The organism is Streptomyces viridosporus (assembly GCF_002078235.1).
GTDB classification, from domain to species: domain Bacteria; phylum Actinomycetota; class Actinomycetes; order Streptomycetales; family Streptomycetaceae; genus Streptomyces; species Streptomyces viridosporus.
Genome location: NZ_MSGP01000155.1, coordinates 1 through 22,886, shown reverse-complemented (window position 1 = coordinate 22,886; position 22,886 = coordinate 1). Strand labels below are relative to the sequence as shown.

The 22,886-nt window shown below is 72.9% G+C and carries 23 protein-coding genes and 1 pseudogene; 2 read left to right on the top strand and 22 right to left on the bottom strand.

Annotation, left to right across the window (positions count from 1 at the left end; translation table 11 throughout):
- Positions 1–197: 197 nt before the first annotated feature.
- Positions 198–812, top strand: a complete 615-nt coding sequence (locus B7L92_RS12085) for a murein hydrolase activator EnvC family protein (RefSeq protein ID WP_081237428.1) — start codon at positions 198–200, stop codon at positions 810–812.
- 177 nt (positions 813–989) lie between these two features.
- Here the strand turns inward: B7L92_RS12085 and B7L92_RS12080 are convergent, their stop codons facing one another.
- From B7L92_RS12080 to B7L92_RS12000, 17 genes and pseudogenes are all read right to left on the bottom strand, one after another.
- Entirely contained in the window at positions 990–1,547 is a 558-nt protein-coding gene (locus B7L92_RS12080; protein WP_004982892.1) for a TetR/AcrR family transcriptional regulator, read from the bottom strand.
- 118 nt (positions 1,548–1,665) lie between these two features.
- On the bottom strand, positions 1,666–2,508 hold the full coding sequence (gene whiG, locus B7L92_RS12075) for an RNA polymerase sigma factor WhiG (RefSeq protein ID WP_081237427.1): 843 nt from the start codon (positions 2,506–2,508) through the stop codon (positions 1,666–1,668).
- Positions 2,509–2,780: 272 nt separating this feature from the next.
- Positions 2,781–3,941, bottom strand: a complete 1,161-nt coding sequence (gene dprA / locus B7L92_RS12070; protein WP_081237426.1) for a DNA-processing protein DprA — start codon at positions 3,939–3,941, stop codon at positions 2,781–2,783.
- A complete protein-coding gene (locus B7L92_RS12065) occupies positions 3,938–5,563 on the bottom strand; it encodes a YifB family Mg chelatase-like AAA ATPase (protein WP_081237425.1) in 1,626 nt (541 codons plus the stop codon). Before B7L92_RS12065 ends, dprA begins: the two co-directional genes overlap by 4 nt.
- A gap of 1 nt (position 5,564) precedes the next feature.
- Complete coding sequence (locus tag B7L92_RS12060; protein ID WP_081237424.1) at positions 5,565–5,966, bottom strand: YraN family protein; 402 nt, start codon at positions 5,964–5,966, stop codon at positions 5,565–5,567.
- A gap of 58 nt (positions 5,967–6,024) precedes the next feature.
- Positions 6,025–6,333 carry a DUF2469 domain-containing protein gene (locus B7L92_RS12055; protein WP_003965949.1) on the bottom strand — a complete coding sequence of 103 codons (309 nt, stop codon included), beginning with the start codon at positions 6,331–6,333 and terminating at the stop codon, positions 6,025–6,027.
- A 56-nt stretch (positions 6,334–6,389) separates the two neighbouring features.
- Positions 6,390–6,914: an NUDIX hydrolase gene (locus tag B7L92_RS12050; RefSeq protein WP_081237423.1), complete on the bottom strand. Its 525-nt coding sequence runs from the start codon at positions 6,912–6,914 to the stop codon at positions 6,390–6,392.
- A complete protein-coding gene (lepB, locus tag B7L92_RS12045) occupies positions 6,904–7,665 on the bottom strand; it encodes a signal peptidase I (protein ID WP_081237422.1) in 762 nt (253 codons plus the stop codon). The genes B7L92_RS12050 and lepB (B7L92_RS12045) overlap by 11 nt, the downstream gene beginning before the upstream one ends.
- 66 nt (positions 7,666–7,731) lie before the next feature.
- Entirely contained in the window at positions 7,732–8,712 is a 981-nt protein-coding gene (lepB, locus tag B7L92_RS12040) for a signal peptidase I (RefSeq protein WP_081237421.1), read from the bottom strand.
- A pseudogene (gene lepB / locus B7L92_RS12035) lies at positions 8,603–9,691 on the bottom strand (signal peptidase I); the annotation flags it as partial. The pseudogene lepB (B7L92_RS12035) and the gene lepB (B7L92_RS12040), both read right to left, overlap by 110 nt.
- Entirely contained in the window at positions 9,684–10,424 is a 741-nt protein-coding gene (gene lepB / locus B7L92_RS12030) for a signal peptidase I (protein ID WP_081237420.1), read from the bottom strand. The pseudogene lepB (B7L92_RS12035) and the gene lepB (B7L92_RS12030), both read right to left, overlap by 8 nt.
- A gap of 45 nt (positions 10,425–10,469) precedes the next feature.
- Complete coding sequence (gene rplS / locus B7L92_RS12025; protein ID WP_081237419.1) at positions 10,470–10,820, bottom strand: 50S ribosomal protein L19; 351 nt, start codon at positions 10,818–10,820, stop codon at positions 10,470–10,472.
- Between the two features lie 132 nt (positions 10,821–10,952).
- Entirely contained in the window at positions 10,953–11,786 is an 834-nt protein-coding gene (gene trmD, locus B7L92_RS12020; protein ID WP_081237418.1) for a tRNA (guanosine(37)-N1)-methyltransferase TrmD, read from the bottom strand.
- Positions 11,787–12,353 (bottom strand): ribosome maturation factor RimM, encoded by a 567-nt coding sequence (rimM, locus tag B7L92_RS12015; protein WP_081237417.1) that lies wholly within the window; start codon positions 12,351–12,353, stop codon positions 11,787–11,789.
- A gap of 111 nt (positions 12,354–12,464) precedes the next feature.
- Positions 12,465–12,704, bottom strand: a complete 240-nt coding sequence (locus B7L92_RS12010) for an RNA-binding protein (protein ID WP_003973401.1) — start codon at positions 12,702–12,704, stop codon at positions 12,465–12,467.
- A gap of 2 nt (positions 12,705–12,706) precedes the next feature.
- On the bottom strand, positions 12,707–13,126 hold the full coding sequence (rpsP, locus tag B7L92_RS12005) for a 30S ribosomal protein S16 (protein ID WP_004982950.1): 420 nt from the start codon (positions 13,124–13,126) through the stop codon (positions 12,707–12,709).
- Positions 13,127–13,481: 355 nt separating this feature from the next.
- Positions 13,482–14,081 carry a hypothetical protein gene (locus tag B7L92_RS12000; RefSeq protein WP_004982951.1) on the bottom strand — a complete coding sequence of 200 codons (600 nt, stop codon included), beginning with the start codon at positions 14,079–14,081 and terminating at the stop codon, positions 13,482–13,484.
- A 558-nt stretch (positions 14,082–14,639) separates the two neighbouring features.
- On the opposite strand from B7L92_RS12000, the gene B7L92_RS11995 reads away from it, so the two are divergent.
- Positions 14,640–15,494, top strand: coding sequence for a methyltransferase domain-containing protein (locus tag B7L92_RS11995; protein ID WP_081237416.1), 855 nt, complete (start codon positions 14,640–14,642; stop codon positions 15,492–15,494).
- A gap of 103 nt (positions 15,495–15,597) precedes the next feature.
- Here the strand turns inward: B7L92_RS11995 and ffh are convergent, their stop codons facing one another.
- The 5 genes from ffh to B7L92_RS11970 form a co-directional block, all read right to left on the bottom strand.
- The gene (ffh, locus tag B7L92_RS11990) at positions 15,598–17,148 is read right to left on the bottom strand and encodes a signal recognition particle protein (protein WP_081237415.1); all 1,551 of its coding nucleotides are present in this window, start codon (positions 17,146–17,148) and stop codon (positions 15,598–15,600) included.
- 157 nt (positions 17,149–17,305) lie between these two features.
- Positions 17,306–19,756, bottom strand: a complete 2,451-nt coding sequence (locus B7L92_RS11985) for a [protein-PII] uridylyltransferase (protein ID WP_081237414.1) — start codon at positions 19,754–19,756, stop codon at positions 17,306–17,308.
- A 29-nt stretch (positions 19,757–19,785) separates the two neighbouring features.
- Positions 19,786–20,124: a P-II family nitrogen regulator gene (locus B7L92_RS11980; protein WP_004924863.1), complete on the bottom strand. Its 339-nt coding sequence runs from the start codon at positions 20,122–20,124 to the stop codon at positions 19,786–19,788.
- On the bottom strand, positions 20,121–21,467 hold the full coding sequence (locus tag B7L92_RS11975) for an ammonium transporter (protein ID WP_081237413.1): 1,347 nt from the start codon (positions 21,465–21,467) through the stop codon (positions 20,121–20,123). Before B7L92_RS11975 ends, B7L92_RS11980 begins: the two co-directional genes overlap by 4 nt.
- A gap of 396 nt (positions 21,468–21,863) precedes the next feature.
- Positions 21,864–22,886 (bottom strand): NsdA family TPR-like regulatory protein (locus tag B7L92_RS11970; protein WP_081237443.1); only part of this gene is annotated, 1,023 nt, incomplete at its 5' end.

The window sequence follows — 22,886 nt, the reverse complement described above, 5'->3', positions numbered from 1 at the left end:
AAGGACCGAGGGGCGCTGACATCGGGATCCGGCCGTGACCGGTCTCGGTGTCGGGGCGTGCGAAGTCGACCCGGTGGCCCGGGTCGCCACCAGAAGTGTACGGGACCGGCGGGGTGCCGGGTGACGCCGTTGTCCACAACCGGCGGCCGATCCACAGGTCCCGGCCATGATCACGGTTCTTCCGGGACGCTTCCCGCATGCGAGTGAGGCGATGTCCGGGAGCGGGTGCGCGAGCGGCCCTGTGGGTGGCCCTGATCCTGACGGCGCTGTCGGCGCCGGTGCCGTGGTGGCCGGTGCCGGGCGCGGACAGCGGCGCGGGGAACGCGGTGCCGGCGGGCGGGGACGGCGGGACTCCGGCCGTGGGACGGGCGTGGCCCGTGGGGGTGCGGCCGCGGGTGCTGCGCGGCTGGGAGCCGCCGGCCACGGTGTACGGCCGGGGGCACCGGGGCGTGGACCTGGCGGCGGCGCCGGGGGCACCGGTACGGGCGGTGGCCGCGGGCCGGGTCTCGTTCGCGGGCCGGGTCGCCGGGAGGGGCGTCGTCTCGGTGGAACTGGCCGGTACGGGTGATCCCCCGTTGCGCACGACCTACGAGCCCGTCCGGGCGTCGGTGGACGAGGGCGACGAGGTGGCGGCCGGCGAGGTGGTCGGCACGGTGGAGCCCGCGGGCTCGCACTGCTCGGCCCCGTGCGTGCACTGGGGGCTCCTGAGGGGCGACGCCTACCTGGACCCGCTCACCCTGCTGCCCCCGTGGCTGCTGCACAGGGGCCCGCCGAGACTGCTGCCGGTGCTCGGGGTCCCGGTACCCCGGTGACGGGGGCCGGGCCCCCCGCGCGCCGGGCCGGTGCCGGAGGACGGCCGTCGCCTCGGTGACCCGGCGCCTCGAAAGCGGCCGCCGGAGGAGTGACCAGGGCCGGACCCTCCGCCGCCGGAAGGACACCGCCGGAAGGCACCGCGAAGGCGTGCCGGGCCCGGCCGTGCGTCCCGTCCGTCAGCCCCGCACTCCCCTCAGCACCATGGAGACCGCCGCCTCGGTGATCGCGTCCGGGTGTTCCGCCGCGCCCAGTTCGATGCGGCGCACCGCGGCGTCGACCACGCCCTGGAGCAGCATCGCCGCGAGCCGGGGCTGGTCGTGGCCCAGGTCGCCCAGGGCTTCGACGATCATGGCGATGAGTCCGCCGTGCGCCGCGCGGATCTTCTCCCGGGCACCCGCGTCGAGCTCGCTGGCGGAGATCGCCACCACGGCCCGGTGCCGCCGGTCCCCGACCAGTTCCAGTTGCTTGCGGACGTACGCCTCGATCTTCGCCTCGGCCCCGTCGGCGAGGGCCATCGCCGCCTCGACCTCCGCCGCCCAGACCGGGAAGTCGACCTCGCACAGCTCCTCGACGACGGCCGCTCGCGAGCGGAAGTACTCGTACACGGACGAGCGCGCGAGGCCCGTCCGCTCGGCGAGGGCCGGGAAGGTCAACGCCTCCGTCCCGCCCTCGGACAGCAGGGAGCGTGCCGCGTCCAGCAGGGCGGCTCGTTGCATCGACCGGTGCTCGGCCACGGAGGCCGCTCGAATCCTTGGCACGTCGTCCACTTTACGGACGCCTCACCCGCGACGGGAGTCTCCCGTTCGCAGGCTCAGGTCACACGGGGCCCGGCGGAACCCGGGCCAAACGGGCTCAGCGTCCGAAACTCGCCAGTTTCGCCCGCAGCTGGAGCACGGATTTGGTGTGGATCTGGCTGACCCGGCTCTCGGTCACCCCCAGCACGTTGCCGATCTCGGCGAGGGTGAGCCCTTCGTAGTAGTACAGGGTGACCACGGTCTTCTCCCGCTCCGGCAGCGTGTTGATCGCCCGCACCAGGAACCGCCGCAGCTCCCGGTCCTCGGCCACCTCCACCGGGTTGTCGGCGGCGGTGTCCTCCAGCGTGTCCATGAGGCTCAGCCGGTCGCCGCCCTCGCCCCCGACGTGCAGCAACTCCTCCAGGGCGACGACGTTCGCGAGCGACAACTGGCTGAAAACCGCGTGCAGCTCCTCCACTGCGATGCCCAGCTCTGCGGCGACCTCGCTCTCCGACGGCGTGCGTCTGAGCCGCGCCTCCAGGGTGGCGTAGGCCCGCTCGACGTTCCGCGCCTTCTGCCGGACCGAGCGCGGGATCCAGTCGAGCGCCCGCAGCTCGTCGATCATCGCGCCCCGGATGCGGGTGATCGCGTACGTCTCGAACTTGATCTCCCGGTCGACGTCGAACTTCTCGATCGCGTCGATCAGCCCGAAGATCCCGGAGGAGACGAAGTCCGCCTGCTCGACATTGGACGGCAGTCCCACGCTGACCCGGCCGGCGACGTACTTCACCAGCGGCGAGTAGTGCAGGATCAGCTGTTCCCGCAGCCGCTCGTCTCCTGTCGCCTTGTACGACCGCCACAACTCGTCGAGTGTCGAGGGAGCGGGCGGCCGCACGCTGCCACCGTCGCGGGCGGCTGGGGGGATCGCCGCCCGGTCGGACCCGGAGGTGTGCTGGGGCATTCGTCGCCTTGTGCCGTTCTGCCGTGGACTGGTACTGCCTGGGTGAGTCGTCTGTCCCGTGTCGAGTTGCCTGTGCGTGCCGGAATCCTCGTGAGCGTAGCGTGACTGGGGCGTCGCGGTGTGCGAAGAGGCGGGGCGGAGCCGTGCGCAGATTCGTTCCGGGCGCCGCCCCACCGGGGCATTGCGGTCGCTCAGCGTGATCACCCGGGTGTCCCAACTGGCGTATTTTTCAAGGGGCGTCAGGGTTCCCCCGGACGGCCGAACACGCTCCGTCAGTGCGCGTGCGGACCGCCGCGAGCCGAGATCAGCGCCTGGCGTGTCAACTTCCAGCCGTCGCCGTGTCGTTCGACGTAACCAAGTGCTCGCAGTTCGTACAGTCTCGCGATCGCGTCGTCCCGGGTGGTCTGCGCGCCGCACGCGATGTCCTCCGCCCGGGCGGCCCCGTGCGCCGGCAGCGCGGCGAGGACCTGGCGGCCGGCCGGTTCCAGCAGGTCCCGGGGCAGCACCGGCCCCCGGCGTTCCGGCGCGAGCTCGCCCATGTCGCCGACCAGCTCGACGACGTCCGCGGCATCGGTGACCAGCGCCGCTTCCTGCCTCAGCAGTTCGTGCACCCCGGCGGAGAGCCCGCTGGTGGCCGGTCCCGGCACCCCCATCGTGTGGCGCCCCAGCCGCCGGGCCGCCCTGGCGGTCACCAGGGAGCCGCTGCGGTGGGCGGCCTCGACGACCACGGTGCCCCGGGTGAGCGCGGCGATCACCCGGTTCCGGAGGACGAATCTGCTCGGCGTGGGGTGATCGCCGGGCGGCAACTCGCCGATCACCAGTCCCTGTTCCGCGATCCTGGTGATCAGCCCGGTGTGCCCGCGCGGGTAGGGCCGGTCGACTCCGCAGGCGAGGACGGCGACGGTGGCGCCGCCCGAGCCGAGCGCGCCGCGGTGGGCGGCACCGTCGACGCCGTAGGCACCGCCGGAGACCACGACCCAGCCGCGTTCGGCGAGGCCGGCGGAGAGGACGGCGGCCATGTGGGCGCCGTACTCGGTGCAGGCGCGGGCGCCGACGAGGGCGACCGAGCGCAGCGCCCACATCCGCAGATCGGCGCCGCCGCGCACCCACAGCCCGAGGGGCCGGGCGTCCCCCAGGTCGTCGAGCTGCCGGGGCCACTCGGTGGTCCCGGGGCTGACGAACCGCGCGCCGGCCTCCCGCGCGACGGCGAGGTCCCTGTGCGGGTCGGCCCGCTCGGCCCGGGCGAGCATCCCGGCCCACCGCTTGCCGCTCACCCCGGGCAGGGGCCCGCCCCGTTCCCGCAGTCGCCGCACCACGGCCTCCGCTCCGAGTTCCCGCACCCAGCGCCCGCCGGTCTCGTCCCCGGGCTCGACGACCCGGGTGAGGAGGATCCGGGCGAGGAGCCCGTCCTCGCCCTCGTCGGCGGCGCTCATGCCGGCGCTCCGATGGTCATGGGCACACCGCGGGGCACACCGGTGCGCAGTTGCAGCGCGAGGGCGACGTCCCCGGCGTCGGGCCGGTCGTGGCCGGCCAGGTCGGCGACGGTCCAGGCGACCCGCAGCACCCGGTCGAGCCCCCGGGCGGTGAGCACCCCCCGCTCCAGACTGCGTTCGGCCTCCTCCATCGCGCCGGGTGCGGCGTGCCAGCGACTGCGCAGCTCCCGGCCGGGGACGTCGCTGTTGGTGCGCCACGGAGTGCCGGCGAGCCGCGCGGCGGCGCGCTCCCGGGCCGCCCGCACCCGGGCGGCGACCGTGGCGGTGGACTCGCCGCGGACCCCGCTCGCCGTCAGTTCGGCGCGGGTGACGCGGTCGGCCTCGACCCGCAGGTCGACCCGGTCGAGCAGGGGCCCGGAGAGCCTGGCCTGATAGCGGCGGATCGCCGAGGGCGGGCACTCGCACAGGTCGTTCGTCCGCGAGAAGCGGCCGCAGGGACAGGGGTTGGCGGCCAGCACCATCAGGAACTTCGCCGGGAAGCGCACCACGCCCGCGCTGCGCGCGACGACCACGTGCCCGGCCTCCAGCGGCTGGCGCAGCGCGTCGAGGGCGTGGCTGCTGAATTCGGGTGTTTCGTCCAAAAACAGGATGCCCCGGTGCGCGAGGGACACCGCTCCGGGCCGCGCCACCCCGGGGCCGCCTCCCACCAGCGCCTGCATCGTGGCCGAGTGGTGCGGGGCGCAGTAGGGGGCGACGTCGATCAGCGGTTTGCCCGGGGGCAGCAGGCCCGCCACCGAGTGCACCGCGGTGACCTCCAGCGACTCCTGCCGGTCCAGCGGTGGCAGGACCGAGGGCAGCCGCTCCGCCAGCATCGTCTTGCCGGCCCCGGGCGGCCCTTCGAGGAACAGGTGGTGTCCGCCCGCCGCGGCCACCTCCACCGCCGTCCGTGCCGAGAGCTGGCCCACGACGTCCGCGAGGTCGTGGCCGTGGTCGTGCTGCGCCGCGCCGGGGCCGTGCATGCCGGCGGCCGCTCCGGCGCCGGGGACGCGCAGCCCGGCCAGGAGCGGGTCGGGGCGCCCCTGCTCGTCGGGGACCTCGTCCGGCACGGGCTCGTCGGTGAGCACCGCGATCAGCTGGCGCAGGCTGCGGACGCCGAGCACGGACACGCCCGGCACCAGGGATGCCTCGGCGGCGGCGCTCTCCGGCACCACCACCTGCTCGTAGCCCGCGTCGGCCGCGGCCAGCACCGCCGGCAGGATGCCGCGCACCGGCCGCACCCTGCCGTCCAGCCCCAGTTCGCCGATCATCACGATGTCGGCGAGCACCCGTGGGTCGATCCGCTCGGCGGCGCCGAGCACCGCGCAGGCGACCGCCAGGTCGAACCCGCTGCCGGCCTTCGGCACCGAGGCCGGGCTGAGCCCCACGGTGAGCTTCTTCTGCGGCCACTGCCCACCGGAGTTCACCACGGCCGCGCGGACCCGGTCCCGGCTCTCCGTCAGGCTCTTGTCCGGCAGCCCCACCAGCGTGAACGCCGCCACCCCCGGTTCCAGGTCGGCCTGGACCTCCACGACCACGCCCTCGACGCCGACCAGTGCGACCGAGCACGTGCGGGCGAACCCCACCTCAGACCACCCCCCGGACGTGGTCGACGACGGGCGCACCGCGGGCCGGCAGCAGGACGCCGACCAGGTCGATGCGGACGCCGCCGGGCGGCGCTCCCCCGTGTTCCTGGAGCCAGCGTTCCGCCAGGCCGCGCAGCCGGCTCGCCTTGGCCGGCGTGACCGCCTCCATGGGGTGCTGGAAGGACCCCGCCCTGCGGGTCTTCACCTCGCAGACGACCAGGACGTCCCCGTCCCGGGCCACGATGTCGATCTCGCCGGTCCTGCCGCAGCGCCAGTTGCGCTCCAGGACCGTCATCCCGGCCTGGACCAGCCGCCGTGCGGCCAGCGCCTCGCCGTACCGTCCGAGCGCGCTGCGTGCCCGTTGTGCGTTCATGTCGGCACCACCTCCGGCGCCAACCGTCACGCATCCCGCCCCGCGGAGTGGGTGCCGGTGGGAAACCCAGCGGCTGTGGACAACTCCGTCACCCGCCCGGGAGCTCCAGATCGCTCTTGTTGAGCTCCTCGATGTTCACGTCCTTGAACGTAAGGACCCGCACCTGCTTCACGAACCGAGCCGGCCGGTACATGTCCCAGACCCAGGCGTCCGCCATGGACACCTCGAAGAACACCTCGCCCTGGACCGAGTGCACCTGCATCTCGTAGTCGTTGGTCAGATAGAAACGCCGCTCGGTCTCGATCACGTATTTGAACAGACCGACGACATCGCGGTACTCCCGGTAGAGCTTCAGCTCCATCTCGGTCTCGTACTTCTCGAGGTCCTCGGCGCTCATGGCATGTTCCCCTTCAGCCGTGTGATCCCCCCATTGTGCTCCAGTCCCGGGAACCCCTAGACGATTTCGGTGTCCAGGGTCACGGGTCCGGCCGGGGGACCCTCGTCGAGCAGCGTGCGCAGCAGCTCGGCGAGTCTGGTCGGATACACCGTCTCACGGGCCCGGGTCAGTTCCGGGCACGTCCACCAGCGTGCTCCGACGACGCTGCGCCGCTCCAGTTCGGTCAGTGCCGTGGCCGCGGTGGCCGTCCGGTCGGTGCGGGCGAGGTAGTACCACTCGTCCTGGTGCCAGCGGCGGCCGGCGAAGGGAAAGGAGCACCGCCGCTTCCACAGCACGGGCCCGAGCTCGATCTCGGTGATGCCGGTCTCCTCGGCGAGTTCCCGCCGGGCGGCCTGCTCACGCGTCTCGTCGCCCTCCACGCCGCCACCGGGTGTGAACCACCAGTCGTCGGCCGGATCGTCCGGTTCGTGGCCGTGCAGCAGCAGGATGCGGTCCCGCGGGTCGAGCAGGACGACCCGGGCGACCCTGCGCAGTCCGCCCTCGGCGAGGTCCCCGGCCACCGGGATCGGCTCAACGGGCACCGGCGGACCCCGCCTTCGTCCGGGCCCGGGACGCGCCCGCCCACTGGGCCAGGGGACCGTACGCGGCCCCACCGAGGACGAGGACGGCACCGGCGACCACCATGGCGGTGATCGTCCGCAGCGGGCCGGGCGAGGAGAGGGGGCCGAGCTCCTCGAAGCCGGTGGCGGCCGTCAGCATGCCGTCCATCGGCCAGACCACGGCGTCGACCCGGGCCTCGACGGCCCCCCGGGCCACGGTGCCGTGCGCGGCGTCGGCGAGATGGGCGGTGGAGTCGACCGAACCGGAGCGCTCGTCGCCGAGCAGGAACAGCCGCCCCTCCGGCACGGTCACCTCCGGGAAGCCGTTGAACCCGGTCGCCGTGGCCTCGGAGAGGTACGGTTCGTCGATCTGCTTGCCGTTGACCTCGAGCCTGCCGTCCCGGCAGCAGGAGACGGTGTCGCCGCCGACGGCGACCACCCGCTTGATGATCGGGACGTTCGCCCAGGTCTCGTCCTTGAAGACGACGACGTCACCGCGGCGGACGTCACCGCTGTCGATGCGCTGGGCCAGCACGCGCTCGCCGGCGTCGATCGTCGGCGCCATCGACGGGGTGGGCACGGTGTACGGCCGGTACACCACCGCCCCCCAGGCGAAACCGCCGAGGAACAGCACCATGCCCAGGGCCACGGCCAGTCCGGACAGCCGCTGTCCGGTCCGGCTGCCCGCCTGGCCCCCGCGGGGGGCCGTACGCGTCGTGCTCCGACCACTCATGGCCGCACCCTACCCGGCAGTACCGGACGGGGGCAGCCCTCCCCGGGACGCTCTCCCGGCGACCGCTCAGCGGCCGTCGCCGTCGCCGCGCCACCTGCGGCGCAGCAGCACCAGCGGCGCCGCGCCGGCGAGCGCGAGCCCCTGGGGCGCGACCGACAGGACCGCGCCGGCCGGCGCCTGGGCGTCCAGACCGGACTGGTCGAAGGTGTCCGGGACCGGCAGGTTGTTCCAGCGGTTGACGGGCCAGGCGATGACGACGGCGCGTCCGACGACCTCCTTCACGGGGACCATGCCGTGGTTCTTGTCGGCCTGGTTGTACCGCGAGTCCCGGGAGTTCTGCCGGTGGTCGCCCATCACCCAGATGTACCCCTCGGGGACCTGGACCTTGAACTGGCCGCCCTGGTCGTCCTGGCTGCAGGGCGTGTTGCCGGGGTAGACGTACGACTCGTTCAGCTCCTTGCCGTTGACCCTCAGCGGGCCGGTGCCCTTGCACTCGACCGTGTCGCCGCCGACCCCGACGACCCGCTTGATCAGGTCCTTCTCCTCCGCGGACGGCATCAGACCGATCCAGCTGAGAACCTGCTGCAGGGCGTTCGGGGTGGGCGTCGGCTCGCCCGCCAGCCAGTTGTCGGGGTCGTGGAAGACGACGACCTCGCCGCGCTCGGGCTCGGAGCCGAACCAGGGGGTGAGCTTGTCGACCAGGACGCGGTCACCCTGCTGGAGGGTGTTCTGCATCGAGTCGGACGGGATCGAGAACGCCTGCACCAGGAACGTCTTGATCAGCAGCGCCAGCACCAGCGCGATGCCGATCAGGATCGGCAGTTCCTTCCAGAAGGAGCGGGGTTTCTTCGCCTGGGGGGCGCCGTCGCCCGGCCCCCCTTCCGCCGTGGGGGGCTGCCGGTCCCCGGGCCCGTCGCCACCGCCCGCCGGGGTGTGGTTCCCGGGGGTCACGGAGTCGTCCGCGGCCTGGTACGCCGCTCCCAGGGAACGCCCACGCCGTTCCTCGCCCTCGTGTCCGGACCGTGCGCCAACCGCCGCATCCCCCACGCCAACTCCTCACTCTCTGCCGCCGCCCGCGCCGTGCGCGACGCAGGCCCACCACTCCCATAACGAGCGGGAGTTCCGCAGGGGTCGGGAGCCGGACCGTTCCGTTCGGGTCGTCCGGGGCAACCCTATGCGACAGCCGGGCGGCAGCGGTCGACCCGGACGCCGAGTCCGACACGGAGGCGTAGGTCTTCGGCTCCTCCAGCGTGCTCCAGTTGCCGAGCGGCCAGGCGATGACCATGGCCCGGCCCACCACCTGGTCCTCGGAGACGGTGCCGCCGTAATCGGTGTCCTGGTGGGCGCGGGAGTCGGCGGAGTTGTCCCGGTGGTCGCCCATCACCCACAGCCGCCCCTCGGGGACCGTGACGTCGAACGGCGTCGCGGACGGGGCGTTGCCGGGATACAGGTAGTCCTCGTTCAGGGGAACGCCGTTGACGGTGACCCGGCCCTGCGCGTCGCAGCACAGGACGCGGTCGCCACCGACCCCGACGACCCGCTTGATCAGGTCCTTCTCGTTGTCGGACGGCAGCAGGCCGATGAAGGTGAGCCCTTCCTTGACCTGCTTGATCCCGACGGGGTCGTCCTTCTTCGGGGCGGTCTGCTCGTCCTGCAGCCAGCCGCCGGGGTCCTTGAACACGACGACGTCCCCGCGCTGCGGTCTGGAGCCGAACCACGGGGTGAGCTTGTCGACGAGCACACGGTCGCCGATCTGGATCGTCTGCTCCATGGAGCCGGACGGGATCACGAAGGCCTGGACGAGGAACGTCTTCAGCACCAGCGCTATCAGGACGGCCACACCGACGAGGAGGGGGATCTCCTTGACGGCGCTGCGCCTGCGCCTCCGTTTGACCTTGCGCTGGAGCTTGCGCCGCTCGGCGCGCGTGCGGCCGGCGGCCGGGCTGGACGCACGGCGGTAGCCGGTGGGCAGCAGGCTCTCCGTGGCCTCGGCCGGGACGCCGCGGGGTCGACCTCGGTTACCCATGGGCACCCTCCGCCGGGTGCGCCGCGTCCGTCCCCGGGGCGGGTACGCGCGCGTAGGCGTCGGGACGGTGCAGCCGGGTGGCGCGGTCGAAGGGCAGGACGATCCAGTCGGCGCGGCCGATCACCTCGCGGACCGGGATCATGCCGCCGCCGGGCGACCCGAGGTGGTCGCGGGAGTCGCTGGAGTCACCGCGGTGGTCACCCAGGACGAACAGGCGCCCGTCGGGCACCACGACGTCGAAGGGCACGGTGGAGGGAGCGTCACCGGGGAACAGGAAGCCCGACTCGTCGATCGCCCGGCCGTTCACCCGGATCCTCCCCTCCTCGTCACAGCAGACCACCCGGTCCCCGCCCACCCCGACGACCCGCTTGATGTAGTCGGCCTCACCGAAATACCCGGTGCCGTCGAACACAACCACGTCGCCGCGGAGCGGTCCGGGGCCGAAGCGGTACACCACCTTGTTTACGAGAACACGGTCGCCGACCCTCAAAGCCGGCTCCATGGAACCGCTGGGGATCTGGAACGGCCGCGCCACGAACGTGTTGAGCGCCAGCAGGAACAGCAGGCAGAGCAGCAGGGTCAGCGTGACCCGCCCGCCCGGGAGCCACCCCCTCACGCGCGGCCCCAACGCGGAACGCGACCGCCCCTCCGGGCCCGGTGCTCCCGAGGTCTCCTCGGGTGCGGCCGGGCGGGAGGAGCGATCGCGCTCCGTCGGCTGTGCTTCGGTGTCCATCGGGGCCAGATGTTATCCGGCCGCGGGACGACGCCGGTAAGACGCTCAGCTCTCGCGCTTCTCCTTGATCTTCGCCGCCTTGCCGCGCAGGTCGCGCAGGTAGTACAGCTTGGCGCGACGGACGTCACCCTTGGTGACGAGCTCGATCTTCTCCACGATCGGGGTGTGCACCGGGAAGGTGCGCTCGACGCCGACGGAGAAGGAGACCTTGCGGACCGTGAAGGTCTCGCGCACGCCGGCACCCTGGCGGCGGATCACCACGCCCTTGAACTGCTGCACACGGGAGCGGTTGCCCTCGATGACGCGCACGTGGACGTTGACGGTGTCGCCGGGGCGGAAGGCCGGGATGTCGCTGCGCAGCGACGCGGAGTCGACGGAGTCGAGCAGGTGAGACATTTCGTCTGCTTTCTTCGCTGATGCCGCAGGTCATCAACGGCAACTAGAGTTCGGATCACAGGTGTGCGGGGCCGGGCGGGCGTCGTGTCCCCCTGCGGCAGGGGCGCACGCCGGACGGCGCACAACAGCGGCCTATTCTTCCACGCCGTCGGTCCTGCGCCAAAATCGACCGTACGGCTTTCCCTCCGGGTCCGGTTCCCAGCCCAGGATGGACAGCATCTCGCGGTCCTTCTTGTCGAAGGCCTCGGGGGCGCAGCGCTCGATGAGGTCGGGCCGGTGCGCCGTGGTGCGCCGCAGCGCCTCGTCGCGCCGCCAGCGGGCGATCTTCCCGTGGTGGCCGCTGAGCAGCACCTCGGGGATCCCCCGGTCACGCCAGGTGGGCGGCTTGGTGTAGACGGGGCCCTCCAGGAGGTTGGCCATGGCGCCGGGCGCGAAGGAGTCGTCCCGGTGCGATTCGGCGTTGCCCAGAACGCCGGGGAGCAGCCGCGCCACGGCCTCGGTGACGACGAGGACGGCCGCCTCGCCGCCGGCCAGGACGTAGTCGCCGATGGACACCTCGTACACGGGCATCCGGGTCGCGTACTCGTCGACGACCCGCCGGTCGATGCCCTCGTAGCGGGCCGGGGTGAAGATCAGCCAGGGGCGCTCGGAGAGGTGGACCGCGAGTTCCTGGGTGAAGGGGCGGCCGCTGGGGGTGGGGACGATCAGGGCCGGCTCGTGGGAGCCGGTCTCGTACCCGTCCGCCAGCACCGAGTCGAGGGCGTCTCCCCACGGCTCGGTCTTCATCACCATGCCGGGGCCGCCGCCGTACGGGGTGTCGTCGACGGTGTGGTGCCGGTCGTGGGTCCAGGAGCGCAGGTCGTGCACGTGCACGCTCAACTGCCCGCGCGCGCGTGCCTTGCCGACGAGGGAGACGTTCAGCGGTTCGAGGTACTCGGGGAAGATCGTGACGACGTCGAGGCGCATCTAGGCCTCGTCCCGGGGGGACGCGTCGTGTCCGTCGGCGGCTTCGTTGCGGACCGTCAGGTCGTCGATCAGGCCGGGCGGCGGGGTGATGACCGCGCGCTGCTCCTCCAGGTCGATCTCGGCGACGATCTCCTCGACGAACGGCACGAACACCTCGCTGCCGTCGGGCCGTTCGACCACGAAGAGGTCCTGGGTGGGCAGGTGGGAGATCTCGGTGATCCGGCCGACCCGCTCGCCGTCCGCGGTGACGACGTCGAGGTCGATCAGCTGGTGGTCGTAGTACTCGTCCTCGTCCTCGGGCCGTTCCTCCGGGTCGACCTCGGCGATCAGGAGGGTGTTGCGCAGGGCCTCGGCGGCGTTGCGGTCGCGTACGCCCTCGAAGCGCAGCAGAAGGCGGCCGCTGTGGACGCGGCCCGTCTCGATGGTCAGCGGACCGGCCGAGGCCGGTTCGGTGGCCAGGACGGCGCCGGGGGCGAGCCGCAGTTCCGGCTCGTCGGTACGGACCTCGACGGTGACCTCGCCCTTGATGCCGTGGGCGCGGCCGATGCGAGCGACTACCAGCTGCACGGTGCTTGGTTCTCCTGATCTACGACTGGCCTCTACGGCTGCCCCCGGCACGACTACGGGCCGGGGACGGCCCTGAAGGCCCTCCCCGGCCCGAGCCGGTTGCGATAAGCGTCAGCGGACGTGGTCCACGTCGACGAGGTCGACCCGGACACCGCGGCCGCCGATGGCGCCCACGACGGTGCGCAGAGCGCGTGCGGTGCGGCCGTTGCGGCCGATCACCTTGCCGAGGTCGTCCGGGTGGACCCGGACCTCGAGCACTCGCCCGCGACGCAGGTTGCGTGAGGCGACCTGCACATCGTCGGGGTTGTCGACGATGCCCTTCACGAGGTGCTCGAGAGCCTCCTCGAGCATGCTCAGGCCTCGGTCGACGCGGACTCGGCGGCGGCCTCGTCCTTCTTCTCAGCCTTCTTCTTCTGGGTGATCGCCTCACCCTTGCCCTCGTCGTCACCGCCGAGCGCCTCGAACGACGGGCGGGCGGACTTCTCGGCCTGCTGCAGCAGCGGAGCCGGAGCGGGCTCGCCCTTGAACTTCTGCCAGTCGCCGGTCTTCTTCAGGATGGCGAGCACGGGCTCGGTCGGCTGGGCGCCGACGCCGAGCCAGTACGCCACACGCTCGGCGTCGACCTCGATCACCGACGGGTTGTACGTCGGGTGGTACTTGCCGATCTCCTCGATGGCCCGGCCGTCACGGCGGGTGCGGGAGTCGGCGACGACGATGCGGTAGTGAGGCGAACGGATCTTGCCCAGACGCTTCAGCTTGATCTTGACTGCCACGGGAGTGGGTTCTCCTGGATTTGACGTGGTTGGGCACGGCGAGAGAAGCCGCGTGGGGTTGCGGTACCCGAGTGCCCGATGGACGCGTCAGCCGGAGGAGAGAGGGATCCTGTGCGGCTGTCGAGTACAGCTAGCCATTGTGCCATACGCCGCGGGGCCCCTCGGACCGAAGGGGCGCGCGAAAAAGAGGGGGGCGCGCCGGGAACCGCCCGGTGCCGCGAGGGCCGCACACCGGGTGCACGGCCCGGTGTCAGGGGGTGCCGGCGGCCCTGCCCTCAGCCGCGTGGGCAGGGCCGCCGGCACCCTGTTCGGTTCTGTCGTCGCCCGTCCGGTACCCACGAGATACCGAAGAGGGTCAGCTCGCCGCTCCCACGACCTCCGGGATGCGGAAGGGCTTGCCGCAGCCGCCGCAGACGATGGGGGCCTGGGCCAGGACCGAGGGGACGACGCGGACGTTGCGGCCGCAGTCGCAGACGGCCTTGACCCGGACGCCGCCGCCGGAGGAGCCGTGCCGGGCGGCCGGGCCGCGGAAGCTGCGGGCGGTGTCGCCCGCGGTCGCCGCGGAGTGGGCCTTCAGGGCGCGCTGCAGGCGTTCGATCGTCGGGCGGTAGCGGCGCTTCGCCTCGGGAGTGAGCGTGACCAGCGAGAAACCGCTGCTGGGATGCGGCTCCTCGGGGTGGTCCAGGCCCAGCTCCTCCGCGATGGCGAGGAACCTGCGGTTGTGGTAGCGGCCGGCACGGGATGTGTCGCGCACGCCGCGCGCGGCGGCGACGCCGTGGACTGCTTCGTGCAGCAGTCGTTCGAAGGAGAGTTCGTGACCGCACGCGGACGACGACTCCCCGATCAGGGACTCGGGCGCGGCAAGATCGGGCAGCTCGGGGTGGTGCCGCTGAATGTCGGCCCACGCCTGCGCCAGCTCTGCGGCGAGAACAGGTGGTGTCTGTGTCGTGCTCACGTAATGACAACGAGCCGGGGTGCCTCTGTGTTCCGATTCCGGGGCATCCCAAATAATTTGCACGTACCCGTCAGTTGTCACTGATGCGTGCCGACGAGGGCGGGTGCGCTGATCTGCGGAGAAGCCTCGCAGCTCACCGCAAGGTGGTGCGTAGGCCGACGTACGGCCCGGCGCGTACGCAGGGTCCGCGCGCCGGTGTGCGGAGAGCCCGCTGATGCGCAAGAGGCGTTTTCGGCCGCTCTCGCGGCGGAGCCGTTCGGCCCGGTCCGCACCCGTCCGGACCGCACGCTACCGGGTGCCCCGCCGGCGCTCCGCACCGCCCCGCCCCGGTCCGTACCGATCCGCACCACCCCGCACCCGACCGGATCGCGCGGTCCCGGATCGCCGGAATGTGAATTCTTGCCACTGGCACGTGCAACTGCCAAACCGCCGCCCCGTTCCACTGGACGACACGTCGAGGGGGCAGTTTCCTGGCATACGGGGGAAGTGCGAGCGCACTGCACGGGGGCCAGGGAATCGGGCACTGCGGCAACTCTCGGCTGATTGGGGCGCTTACCTATGACACCTACGCTCGTGCGGCAGCACCTGCCTCACCCGGGGGCCGCCCCCCGCGTGGACCTGCGTGCACGCGCGCGTGACTGGTCCGAGATACAGGAACGGATGCTCGTACCGCTCTTCGAGGCCGTCTACGAGCGACTGGACGTGGGGCCCGCGACGCGGCTGCTCGGCCTCGGCTGCGGTTCCGGGCTGGCCCTGCTGATGGCGGTCTCGCGCGGTGCCACGGTCACCGGTGTCGACACCTCCGCCGACCTGCTGGCCCTCGCGCGGGAGCGGCTGCTGCCCGACGAGCGGGACACGCGCACGCCCACGGACACCCGGCTCGTGGACGGCTCGCCCGCGGACGCGGCCCGCGCGGACGCGCCCCCGTACACCGTGCTGACCGCCTTCGAGCCGATCGGCTGTCTCGCGGGGGACGCGGAAGGGCTCGGCGAACTGCTCGCCGAGGCGACGCCGCTCGCCGAGCGCGGCGCGGCCGTGGTCCTGGCCGGCTGGGGTCCGCCGGAGCGGTGCACCACGGCGTCCGTGCTCCGGGTGGCCACCGAGCTGGCGGAGCCCCTGCGCGCCGCGGGCACCTGGCGCCCCGCGCACCGCGACGACCTGGAGCGGGTCGCCCGGCGGGCGGGGCTGACGCCGGACGGCTCCGGGCGGGTGGCCTGCCCCTTCGGCTACGCCGACGTGGACAGCGCGGTGCGGGGCCTGAGGTCGACGGGGCTGTTCGACCCGGCGATCACCGCCACGGGCCAGGAGCAGGTGGACAAGGAGCTGGCGGAGGCGCTCCACCCGTACCAGCGGCAGGACGGCACCGTGTGGATGCCGAACGTGTTCCGGTACCTGATCGCGCGGACACCGTGAACCCGGCGCCGGTGCCCTGACGCCGCCGGCGCCCGGGACCGCCGGGCACGCCTGCGGGGCGCCCCCGTGCGAGGGGCGCCCCGGTACGGTCACGGCGTGGGCGTCAGCCCATGAACTTCTTGAACTCCTCGGGGAGCTCGAAGTCCTTGCCGCCCTGCTGCGGCAGCCCGAAGGCGTTGCCGCCCTCCGCGGCGGCGGCGCGGCGCTCGGCGGCCTCCTGCTCCTGCTGCTTGCGCTTCATCGGGTTGCCGGAGCGCTGCTTGCCCTTGGCCTGCTTCTGCTTCTTCTTCTGCCGGCCGGGGCCGCCGCCCATGCCCGGCACCCCGGGCATCCCCGGCATGCCGCCGCCCTGGGCCATGCGGGACATCATCTTGCGGGCCTCGAAGAACCGCTCGACCAGGTTCTTCACCGCGCTGACCTCGACACCGGAACCCTTGGCGATACGGGCGCGGCGCGAGCCGTTGATGATCGTCGGGTCCTGGCGCTCGGCCGGGGTCATCGACTTGATGATGGCGGCCGTGCGGTCGACGTCGCGCTCGTCGAGGTTGTTGATCTGGTCCTTGATCTGGCCCATGCCGGGGAGCATGCCGAGCAGCTTGGAGATGGAGCCCATCTTCCTGACCTGCTCCATCTGGGCCAGGAAGTCGTCCAGGGTGAAGTCCTGGCCCTTCTTCGACGCCAGCTTGGAGGCCATCTTCTCGGCCTCTTCCTGGCTGAACGTCTTCTCCGCCTGCTCGATCAGGGTGAGCAGGTCACCCATGTCGAGGATGCGGGAGGCCATCCGGTCCGGGTGGAAGGCGTCGAAGTCGTCGAGCTTCTCACCGTTCGACGCGAACATGATCGGCTTGCCGGTGACCTGGCGGATCGACAGGGCCGCGCCACCGCGGGCGTCACCGTCGAGCTTGGAGAGCACCACGCCGTCGAAGCCGACGCCGTCGCGGAAGGCCTCGGCGGTGTTGACGGCGTCCTGGCCGATCATCGCGTCGACGACGAACAGGATCTCGTCGGGCGAGACCGCGTCCCGGATGTCCGCGGCCTGCTGCATCATCTCCTGGTCGATGCCCAGGCGGCCGGCGGTGTCCACGATCACGATGTCGTGGACCTTGGCCCGCGCGAAGTCGATGGAGTCCTTGGCCACCTTCACCGGGTCGCCCACGCCGTTGCCCGGCTCGGGCGCGTAGACGGCGACGCCCGCGCGCTCGGCGACGACGCTGAGCTGGTTGACCGCGTTCGGGCGCTGGAGGTCGGCGGCGACCAGCACCGGCGAGTGGCCCTGCTCCTTGAGCCACCTGCCGAGCTTGCCCGCGAGGGTGGTCTTACCGGCACCCTGCAGACCGGCCAGCATGATCACGGTGGGCGGCTGCTTGGCGAAGCGCAGCCGCCGGGTCTCGCCGCCGAGGATGGTGACCAGTTCCTCGTTGACGATCTTGAGGACCTGTTGGGCCGGGTTCAGCGCCTTGGAGACCTCGGCGCCGAGCGCGCGCTCCTTGACGTTCTTGATGAACGTACGGACGACCGGCAGGGCCACGTCCGCCTCGAGAAGGGCGATACGGATCTCGCGGGCCGTGGCGTCGATGTCCGCTTCGGACAGCCGGCCCTTGCCCCGGAGGGATTTGAAGGTGGCTGACAAGCGATCGGAGAGAGTATCGAACACGGCGGCGTAGGTCCTCGCGTCGGCAGTGGTGTGGGTCGCCCTCCAGGGTATCCGGCCCGGCGAGCAAATCGTCCCTGCCCGCTGCGGAGAGCGGGCAGGGACGAGATCCCGCGCCGGCGGGGAGCACGCCCGGTACACGTGTGGTCGGCCGACGAGGTCATGCCCGGAGCGTCTCCGCCAGCTTCCCGACCGCCGAGGCCGCGTCGTCTCCCGGCAGGGGCGCCCCCGCGGGGGTCGTCACGTAGAAGGCGTCGACCGCGTTGGAGCCCAGCGTGCTCACATGCGCGCTGCGCACCCGCACCCCCGCGTCCTCCAGCGCCCGTCCGATCCGGAACAGCAGCCCCGGCGCGTCCTGGGCCCGGACCTCGATCACGGTGGCGTGCCGGGAGGCGGCCGGGGCGACCGTGACGCGCGGCGGCGGGGCGACCACGCCCCGGCGCCGGGGGTGGGCGGCGTCCCGTTCGGCGAGTCGGCCGGCGACGTCCAGGGTGCCGTCCAGGGCGCGTACGAGGTCCGCGCGCAGCCGGGCGGCCTGGGGCAGGGAGCCGTACTCGGCGGCCACGCGCCAGTCCAGCAGCAGCACGGACCCCTCGACGCCGTCCGGCAGGCCCACCGCCCTCAGCTCCGCGGTCCGCACGGTCAGCCGGTGCAGGGCCAGCACCCCCGCCACCGCGGGCAGCACGCCCGGCTGGTCGGGGACGGCGATGAGCAGTTCCACGCCCAGCGGCTCCGGGTCACCGGCGGGTTCCCGCCGCTTCGCGGGCGGCTCGGCCCGCGCCCGCAGCGCCAGCACCGGGCCGCCCGTGGCCACCGCCTCGAGCGCGAGGCGCTCCTGCTCGGTGGTGGGCGCGCTCTCCTCGAAAGCGGCGGGGGCTCTCCCCGCGAGCACCGCCGAGACCCGTTTCACCAGGTCGGCGACGAGCGAGGCGCGCCAGGACGACCAGGCGGCGGGGCCGGTGGCGAGCGCGTCGGCCTCGGTCAGGGCGTGCAGCAGCTCCAGGGTGCCCTGGGAGCCGACGGCCCCGGCGACCGCGCGCACGGTCGCCGGGTCGTCCAGGTCGCGCCGGGTGGCGGTCTCCACGAGCAGCAGGTGGTGGCGCACGAGGGCGGCGATCACCGCGGTGTCGTGGTGGTCGAAGCCGATGCGGGCGGCCACGTCCCCGGCGATGACCTCGCCGACCACCGAGTGGTCCCCGGGCCGGCCCTTGCCGATGTCGTGCAGCAGCGCGGCGACCAGCAGCAGGTCGGGGCGGCCGACCCGGCGGGTGAGCGCGGAGGCGCGCACGGCGGTCTCGACGAGGTGCCGGTCGACGGTCCACAGGTGCACGGCGTTGCGCTGCGGCCGGCAGCGCACCCGCTCCCAGTCGGGGAGCAGCAGGGTGACCAGGCCCTCGGCCTCCAGCGCCTCCCAGACCTCCACGGCGGGGCGGCCGGAGCCCAGCAGGGTGACGAACTGCTCCCGGGCCTCGGCGGGCCAGGGCGTGGGCAGCGGACGCGCCCCGGCCGCCATGCGCCGTACGGCGTGCGGGGAGAGCGGGAGCCCGGCCTGCGCGGCGGCGGCCGCCGCCCGCAGCGGGAGCACGGGGTCGCGTTCGGGGCGCGCGGTACGCGCGAGCACCACCTCGCCCTCCTGCTCCACCACCCCCTCGGCCAGGGGGGAGCGCTCGGCGGCGGGCCCGCCCCCGCCCAGCAGGGCGCGCAGCCTCGGCCGCGCGGCCCGGGACCGCAGCACACGCCCCACCTCGCGCCAGGTGACGTCACCGGCGTACGCGATGACGCGGGCCGCCTCGTACACCTGCCGCAGCAGCGCGTCGGCGTCGAGCAGCCCCAGCTCGGACGCCACCTGGTCCTGGTCCTGGAGCGCGAGCCGGTCGGTCGCACGGCCGGTCGTCAGATGCAGTGCGTCCCGCACGTCGAGAAGCCGGCGGCGGGCCTCGACGAGGCCCTCGCGCGGGGCGTCGGCGAGCCAGGAGGCGGCGACGGCGCGCAGCGCGGTGGCGTCGCGCAGTCCGCCGCGCGCCTCCTTGAGGTCGGGTTCCAGGAGGTACTGCAGCTCGCCCTGGCGTTCGGCGCGTTCGGCGCACAGCTCCTGGAGTTCGGGGAGCCGTCTCGGCGCCTGGTTGCGCCAGTCGGCCAGCACCGCCGTGCGCAGGGAGGCCGTGAGGCCGAGGTCGCCGGCGAGGTGCCGGGCGTCGAGCAGTCCGAGCTGGACCTTGAGGTCCTCGCCCGCGGTCCTGCGGGCCTCCCCCGGCGTGCGTACGGAGTGGTCGAGCGCGAGGCCCAGGTCCCAGACGGGGTACCAGAGCCGGTCGGCGAGGGCGGCGACCGCCCCGGGGTCGCCGCCGTCGTGCAGCAGGAGCAGGTCGAGGTCGCTGCGCGGGGACAGCTCCGCGCGGCCGTAGCCGCCGACGGCGACCAGGGAGACGCCGCGCGGCTCCCGTGCCCCGGCGGCGAACAGTGCGGCGAGCCAGGCGTCCGTGAGGCCCGCGAGGGCGGTACGGCGCGGCGGCCCGGACCGCGCCCCCTCGGTGAGGAGGCGCAGCCGGGCCGCCGCGTAGCCGCCGGGCCCCGGGTCCCTCGTCTCGTCGTGCGTGTCCGTGCCCGTCATCCGGCGACTCCCGTTCCGTCGGACCGCGGTCAGAGCGCGTCCGGACCGCGCTCGCCGGTCCGGACCCGTACGGCCGTCTCGACCGGGACCGACCAGACCTTGCCGTCACCGATCTTGCCGGTGCGGGCCGCCTTGACGACGACGTCGATGAGCTGTTCGGCGTCGTCGTCCTCCACCAGCACCTCGATGCGGATCTTGGGGACCAGGTCGACGGTGTACTCGGCCCCGCGGTAGACCTCGGTGTGGCCGCGCTGGCGGCCGTAGCCGCTGGCCTCGGTGACGGTGAGACCGTGCACGCCGAAGGCCTGCAGGGCCTCCTTGATCTCGTCGAGCCGGTGCGGCTTCACGACGGCGGTGATGAGCTTCATGCGTCCACCTTCTTGCTCTTGCTCTCGGCCGGGGCGGCGGGGGTGGTGGCGGCGGTGCGGGCCGCGCCGCCGCCGGCGCCGCTGAAGTCGTATGCGGTCTCGGCGTGCTCGGCCCGGTCGATGCCGGCCACCTCGTCGTCCCCGGAGACGCGCATGCCGATGGTCCTGTCGAGGAGGAAGGCGAGGGCCGCGGAGACGACCAGGGAGTAGGCGAGGACCCCGGCGACACCGGCGCACTGCTTCCAGAACTGGTCGAGGCCGCCGCCGTAGAAGAGGCCCGCGACGTCGGACTGGCCCTTGCCGGTGGCGAAGAAGCCGATGAGCAGGGAGCCGAGGATGCCGCCGACGAGGTGGACGCCGACGACGTCGAGGGAGTCGTCGTAGCCGAACCGGTACTTCAGGCCGACGGCCATGGCGCACAGCACACCGGCGACGGCGCCGACCGCGATCGCGCCGAGCGGGGAGACCGCGCCGCCGGCCGGGGTGATGGCGACCAGGCCGGAGACCGCGCCGGAGGCGGCGCCCAGGGTGGTGAAGGCACCGTGGCGGATCTTCTCGTAGGCGAGCCAGCCGAGGACCGCGGCGCCGGTGGCGACCTGGGTGTTGACGAACATCAGCGCACCGACGCCGTCGTCGTTGCCGAGCCAGGAGCCGGCGTTGAAGCCGAACCAGCCGAACCACAGCAGGGCCGCGCCGAGCATGACCAGCGGGAGGCTGTGCGGGCGCATCGGGTCCTTCTTGAAGCCGATGCGCCTGCCGATGACCAGGATCACGCCGAGCGCGGCGGCGCCGGCGTTGATGTGGACCGCCGTACCGCCGGCGAAGTCGATGACGCCCAGCTCGAAGGCCCAGCCGCCGGAGCCCCAGACCCAGTGCGCGACCGGGAAGTAGACGACGGTGACCCACAGGGCGACGAACAGCGCCCAGGCGGTGAACTTCACGCGGTCCGCGAGCGCGCCGCTGATCAGGGCGGGCGTGAGGACGGCGAACATCATCTGGAAGACCAGGAAGACGAAGAGCGGGATGGTGGTGCCGTCCCACAGCTCGGTCAGGCCGATGCCGCTGAGCCCGACCCAGTCGGAGTTCCAGCCGATGACGCTGCCGGAGTCGGTGCCGAACGCCAGGGAGAAGCCGTACAGCACCCACAGGACGGTGACGATCCCCAGGCTGATGAAGCTCATCATCAGCATGTTCAGCGTGCTCTTGACGCGGACCATGCCTCCGTAGAAGAAGGCCAGACCCGGGGTCATGAGCATCACCAGGGCGGAACAGATGAGCATGAACCCTGTGTTGGCGGCGGAGAGCGTGGGTGTCTCCGCGGCCAGGGTGATGGCTGGTGCCATCGGCGTCTCCTCGTCGTTGGTACGGCCCCGTGCGGGCGAAGCCTGAGCGGATTGAGGGGTGGGCCGGTTATGCGCCATGAGATTGGCGCAGCGCGGTTTCGGTGGAAGCCCCTCGCTGTTTCGCCGCCGTGACGAAGGGACCCGGCGTGTTACGGGTCGGTGAACCGCCGGATCCGGACAGCACCGATCGCTGTCGTGACGTGCCCTTCACCGCACGGCACGGCGACCGCCCGTGGAGAGACCACGGCGGGCGGCCCCGTCCGCGAGGGCGGCGCCGTCCCGGGCGCGGAAAAGGGCCGGCCGCGGCCGGCCTCCGAATGACCTGGCATGGGGGAGCCGAGTCGGGCAGTTCGGGAGGGCCGGCCGCGGCCGGGGCTCAACGGTTCCTCGGGAGTGTCAGACCGCCTCCGCCGACTCGGGCAGCTCGATCGCGAGCCGCTCGGTGAGATCGACGACGTCGGCGAGGTCCCCGAAGTCGCGTACGGCCGTGTCGACCGTCTTTCGGATACGAGTGTTGACGCGTTCGGAACGGACCTTCTTGGCCGCCTTGATGGCCTCGGTGGCGAAAACCACGCCCTGTTCGGGCTCCCGCTGGAGCAGGTGCACCGTGGCCTTGCCGATCAGGTTGAGGGCGTAGGACCGCTGGTGCTCGCCGCTCTCCTGGCCGAACAGCTCCACGGCCCGCTGCATGAGCGGCTCGGCGAGGGAGGCGTAGGTGGGGCTGCGGCCGGCGACGTAGGCGAGGTCGCGGAAGGAGTGGGAGTTCTCCGCGTACAGCTCGGCCTCGGAGAAGAAGCGGATCCAGTCGGGGTCCGGCTCGTCCCACTCGGCGGCCTCGGCGAAGGTGTCCTCGGCCATCCTGACCGCCCGCTTGCACCGGCCGGGCTGGCCCATGTTGGCGTAGGCGCGGGCCTCCATCGCGTACAGCATCGACTGGGTGCGCGGGCTCGCGCAGTCCCGGCTGCCGTACTGGGCGAGGTGGATGAGTTCCAGGGCGTCCTCGGGCCGGCCGAGGTGGATCATCTGGCGGCTCATGCTGGAGAGGACGTAGGAGCCGAGCGGCCGGTCACCGGCCTCCTTGGCGGCGTGCAGGGCGAGCACGAAGTACTTCTGCGCGGTGGGCTGGAGCCCGACGTCGTACGACATCCAGCCGGCCAGTTCGGCCAGTTCGGCGGCGACCTTGAACAGCCTCCGGGTGGTGGTCTCGGGCTGGGGCTCCTGGAGCAGGTCCGTCACCTCGTGCAGCTGGCCGACGACCGCCTTGCGGCGCAGGCCGCCGCCGCACTGGGCGTCCCACTGCCGGAACATCACGGTGGTGGCCTCCAGCAGGTCCAGCTCCGGTTTGGACAACCGGCCCCGGGCCCGCCCGGGGGACGCCACCGGGTCCGGCTCGGGCCGGGGCTGCGGGGCGGACGGGGT

Coding starts and splice junctions, on each gene's coding strand:
- B7L92_RS12055 (WP_003965949.1), bottom strand. CDS start 6,333: ATGAGCGCCGAGGACCTCGAGAAGTACGAGACCGAGATGGAGCTGAAG.
- B7L92_RS11980 (WP_004924863.1), bottom strand. CDS start 20,124: ATGAAGCTCATCACCGCCGTCGTGAAGCCGCACCGGCTCGACGAGATC.
- whiG (WP_081237427.1), bottom strand. CDS start 2,508: ATGCCCCAGCACACCTCCGGGTCCGACCGGGCGGCGATCCCCCCAGCC.
- lepB (WP_081237422.1), bottom strand. CDS start 7,665: ATGAGTGGTCGGAGCACGACGCGTACGGCCCCCCGCGGGGGCCAGGCG.
- B7L92_RS12085 (WP_081237428.1), top strand. CDS start 198: ATGCGAGTGAGGCGATGTCCGGGAGCGGGTGCGCGAGCGGCCCTGTGG.
- B7L92_RS11995 (WP_081237416.1), top strand. CDS start 14,640: ATGACACCTACGCTCGTGCGGCAGCACCTGCCTCACCCGGGGGCCGCC.
- B7L92_RS11985 (WP_081237414.1), bottom strand. CDS start 19,756: ATGACGGGCACGGACACGCACGACGAGACGAGGGACCCGGGGCCCGGC.
- rplS (WP_081237419.1), bottom strand. CDS start 10,820: ATGTCTCACCTGCTCGACTCCGTCGACTCCGCGTCGCTGCGCAGCGAC.
- trmD (WP_081237418.1), bottom strand. CDS start 11,786: ATGCGCCTCGACGTCGTCACGATCTTCCCCGAGTACCTCGAACCGCTG.
- dprA (WP_081237426.1), bottom strand. CDS start 3,941: ATGAGCGCCGCCGACGAGGGCGAGGACGGGCTCCTCGCCCGGATCCTC.
- B7L92_RS12010 (WP_003973401.1), bottom strand. CDS start 12,704: ATGCTCGAGGAGGCTCTCGAGCACCTCGTGAAGGGCATCGTCGACAAC.
- lepB (WP_081237420.1), bottom strand. CDS start 10,424: ATGGACACCGAAGCACAGCCGACGGAGCGCGATCGCTCCTCCCGCCCG.
- B7L92_RS11975 (WP_081237413.1), bottom strand. CDS start 21,467: ATGGCACCAGCCATCACCCTGGCCGCGGAGACACCCACGCTCTCCGCC.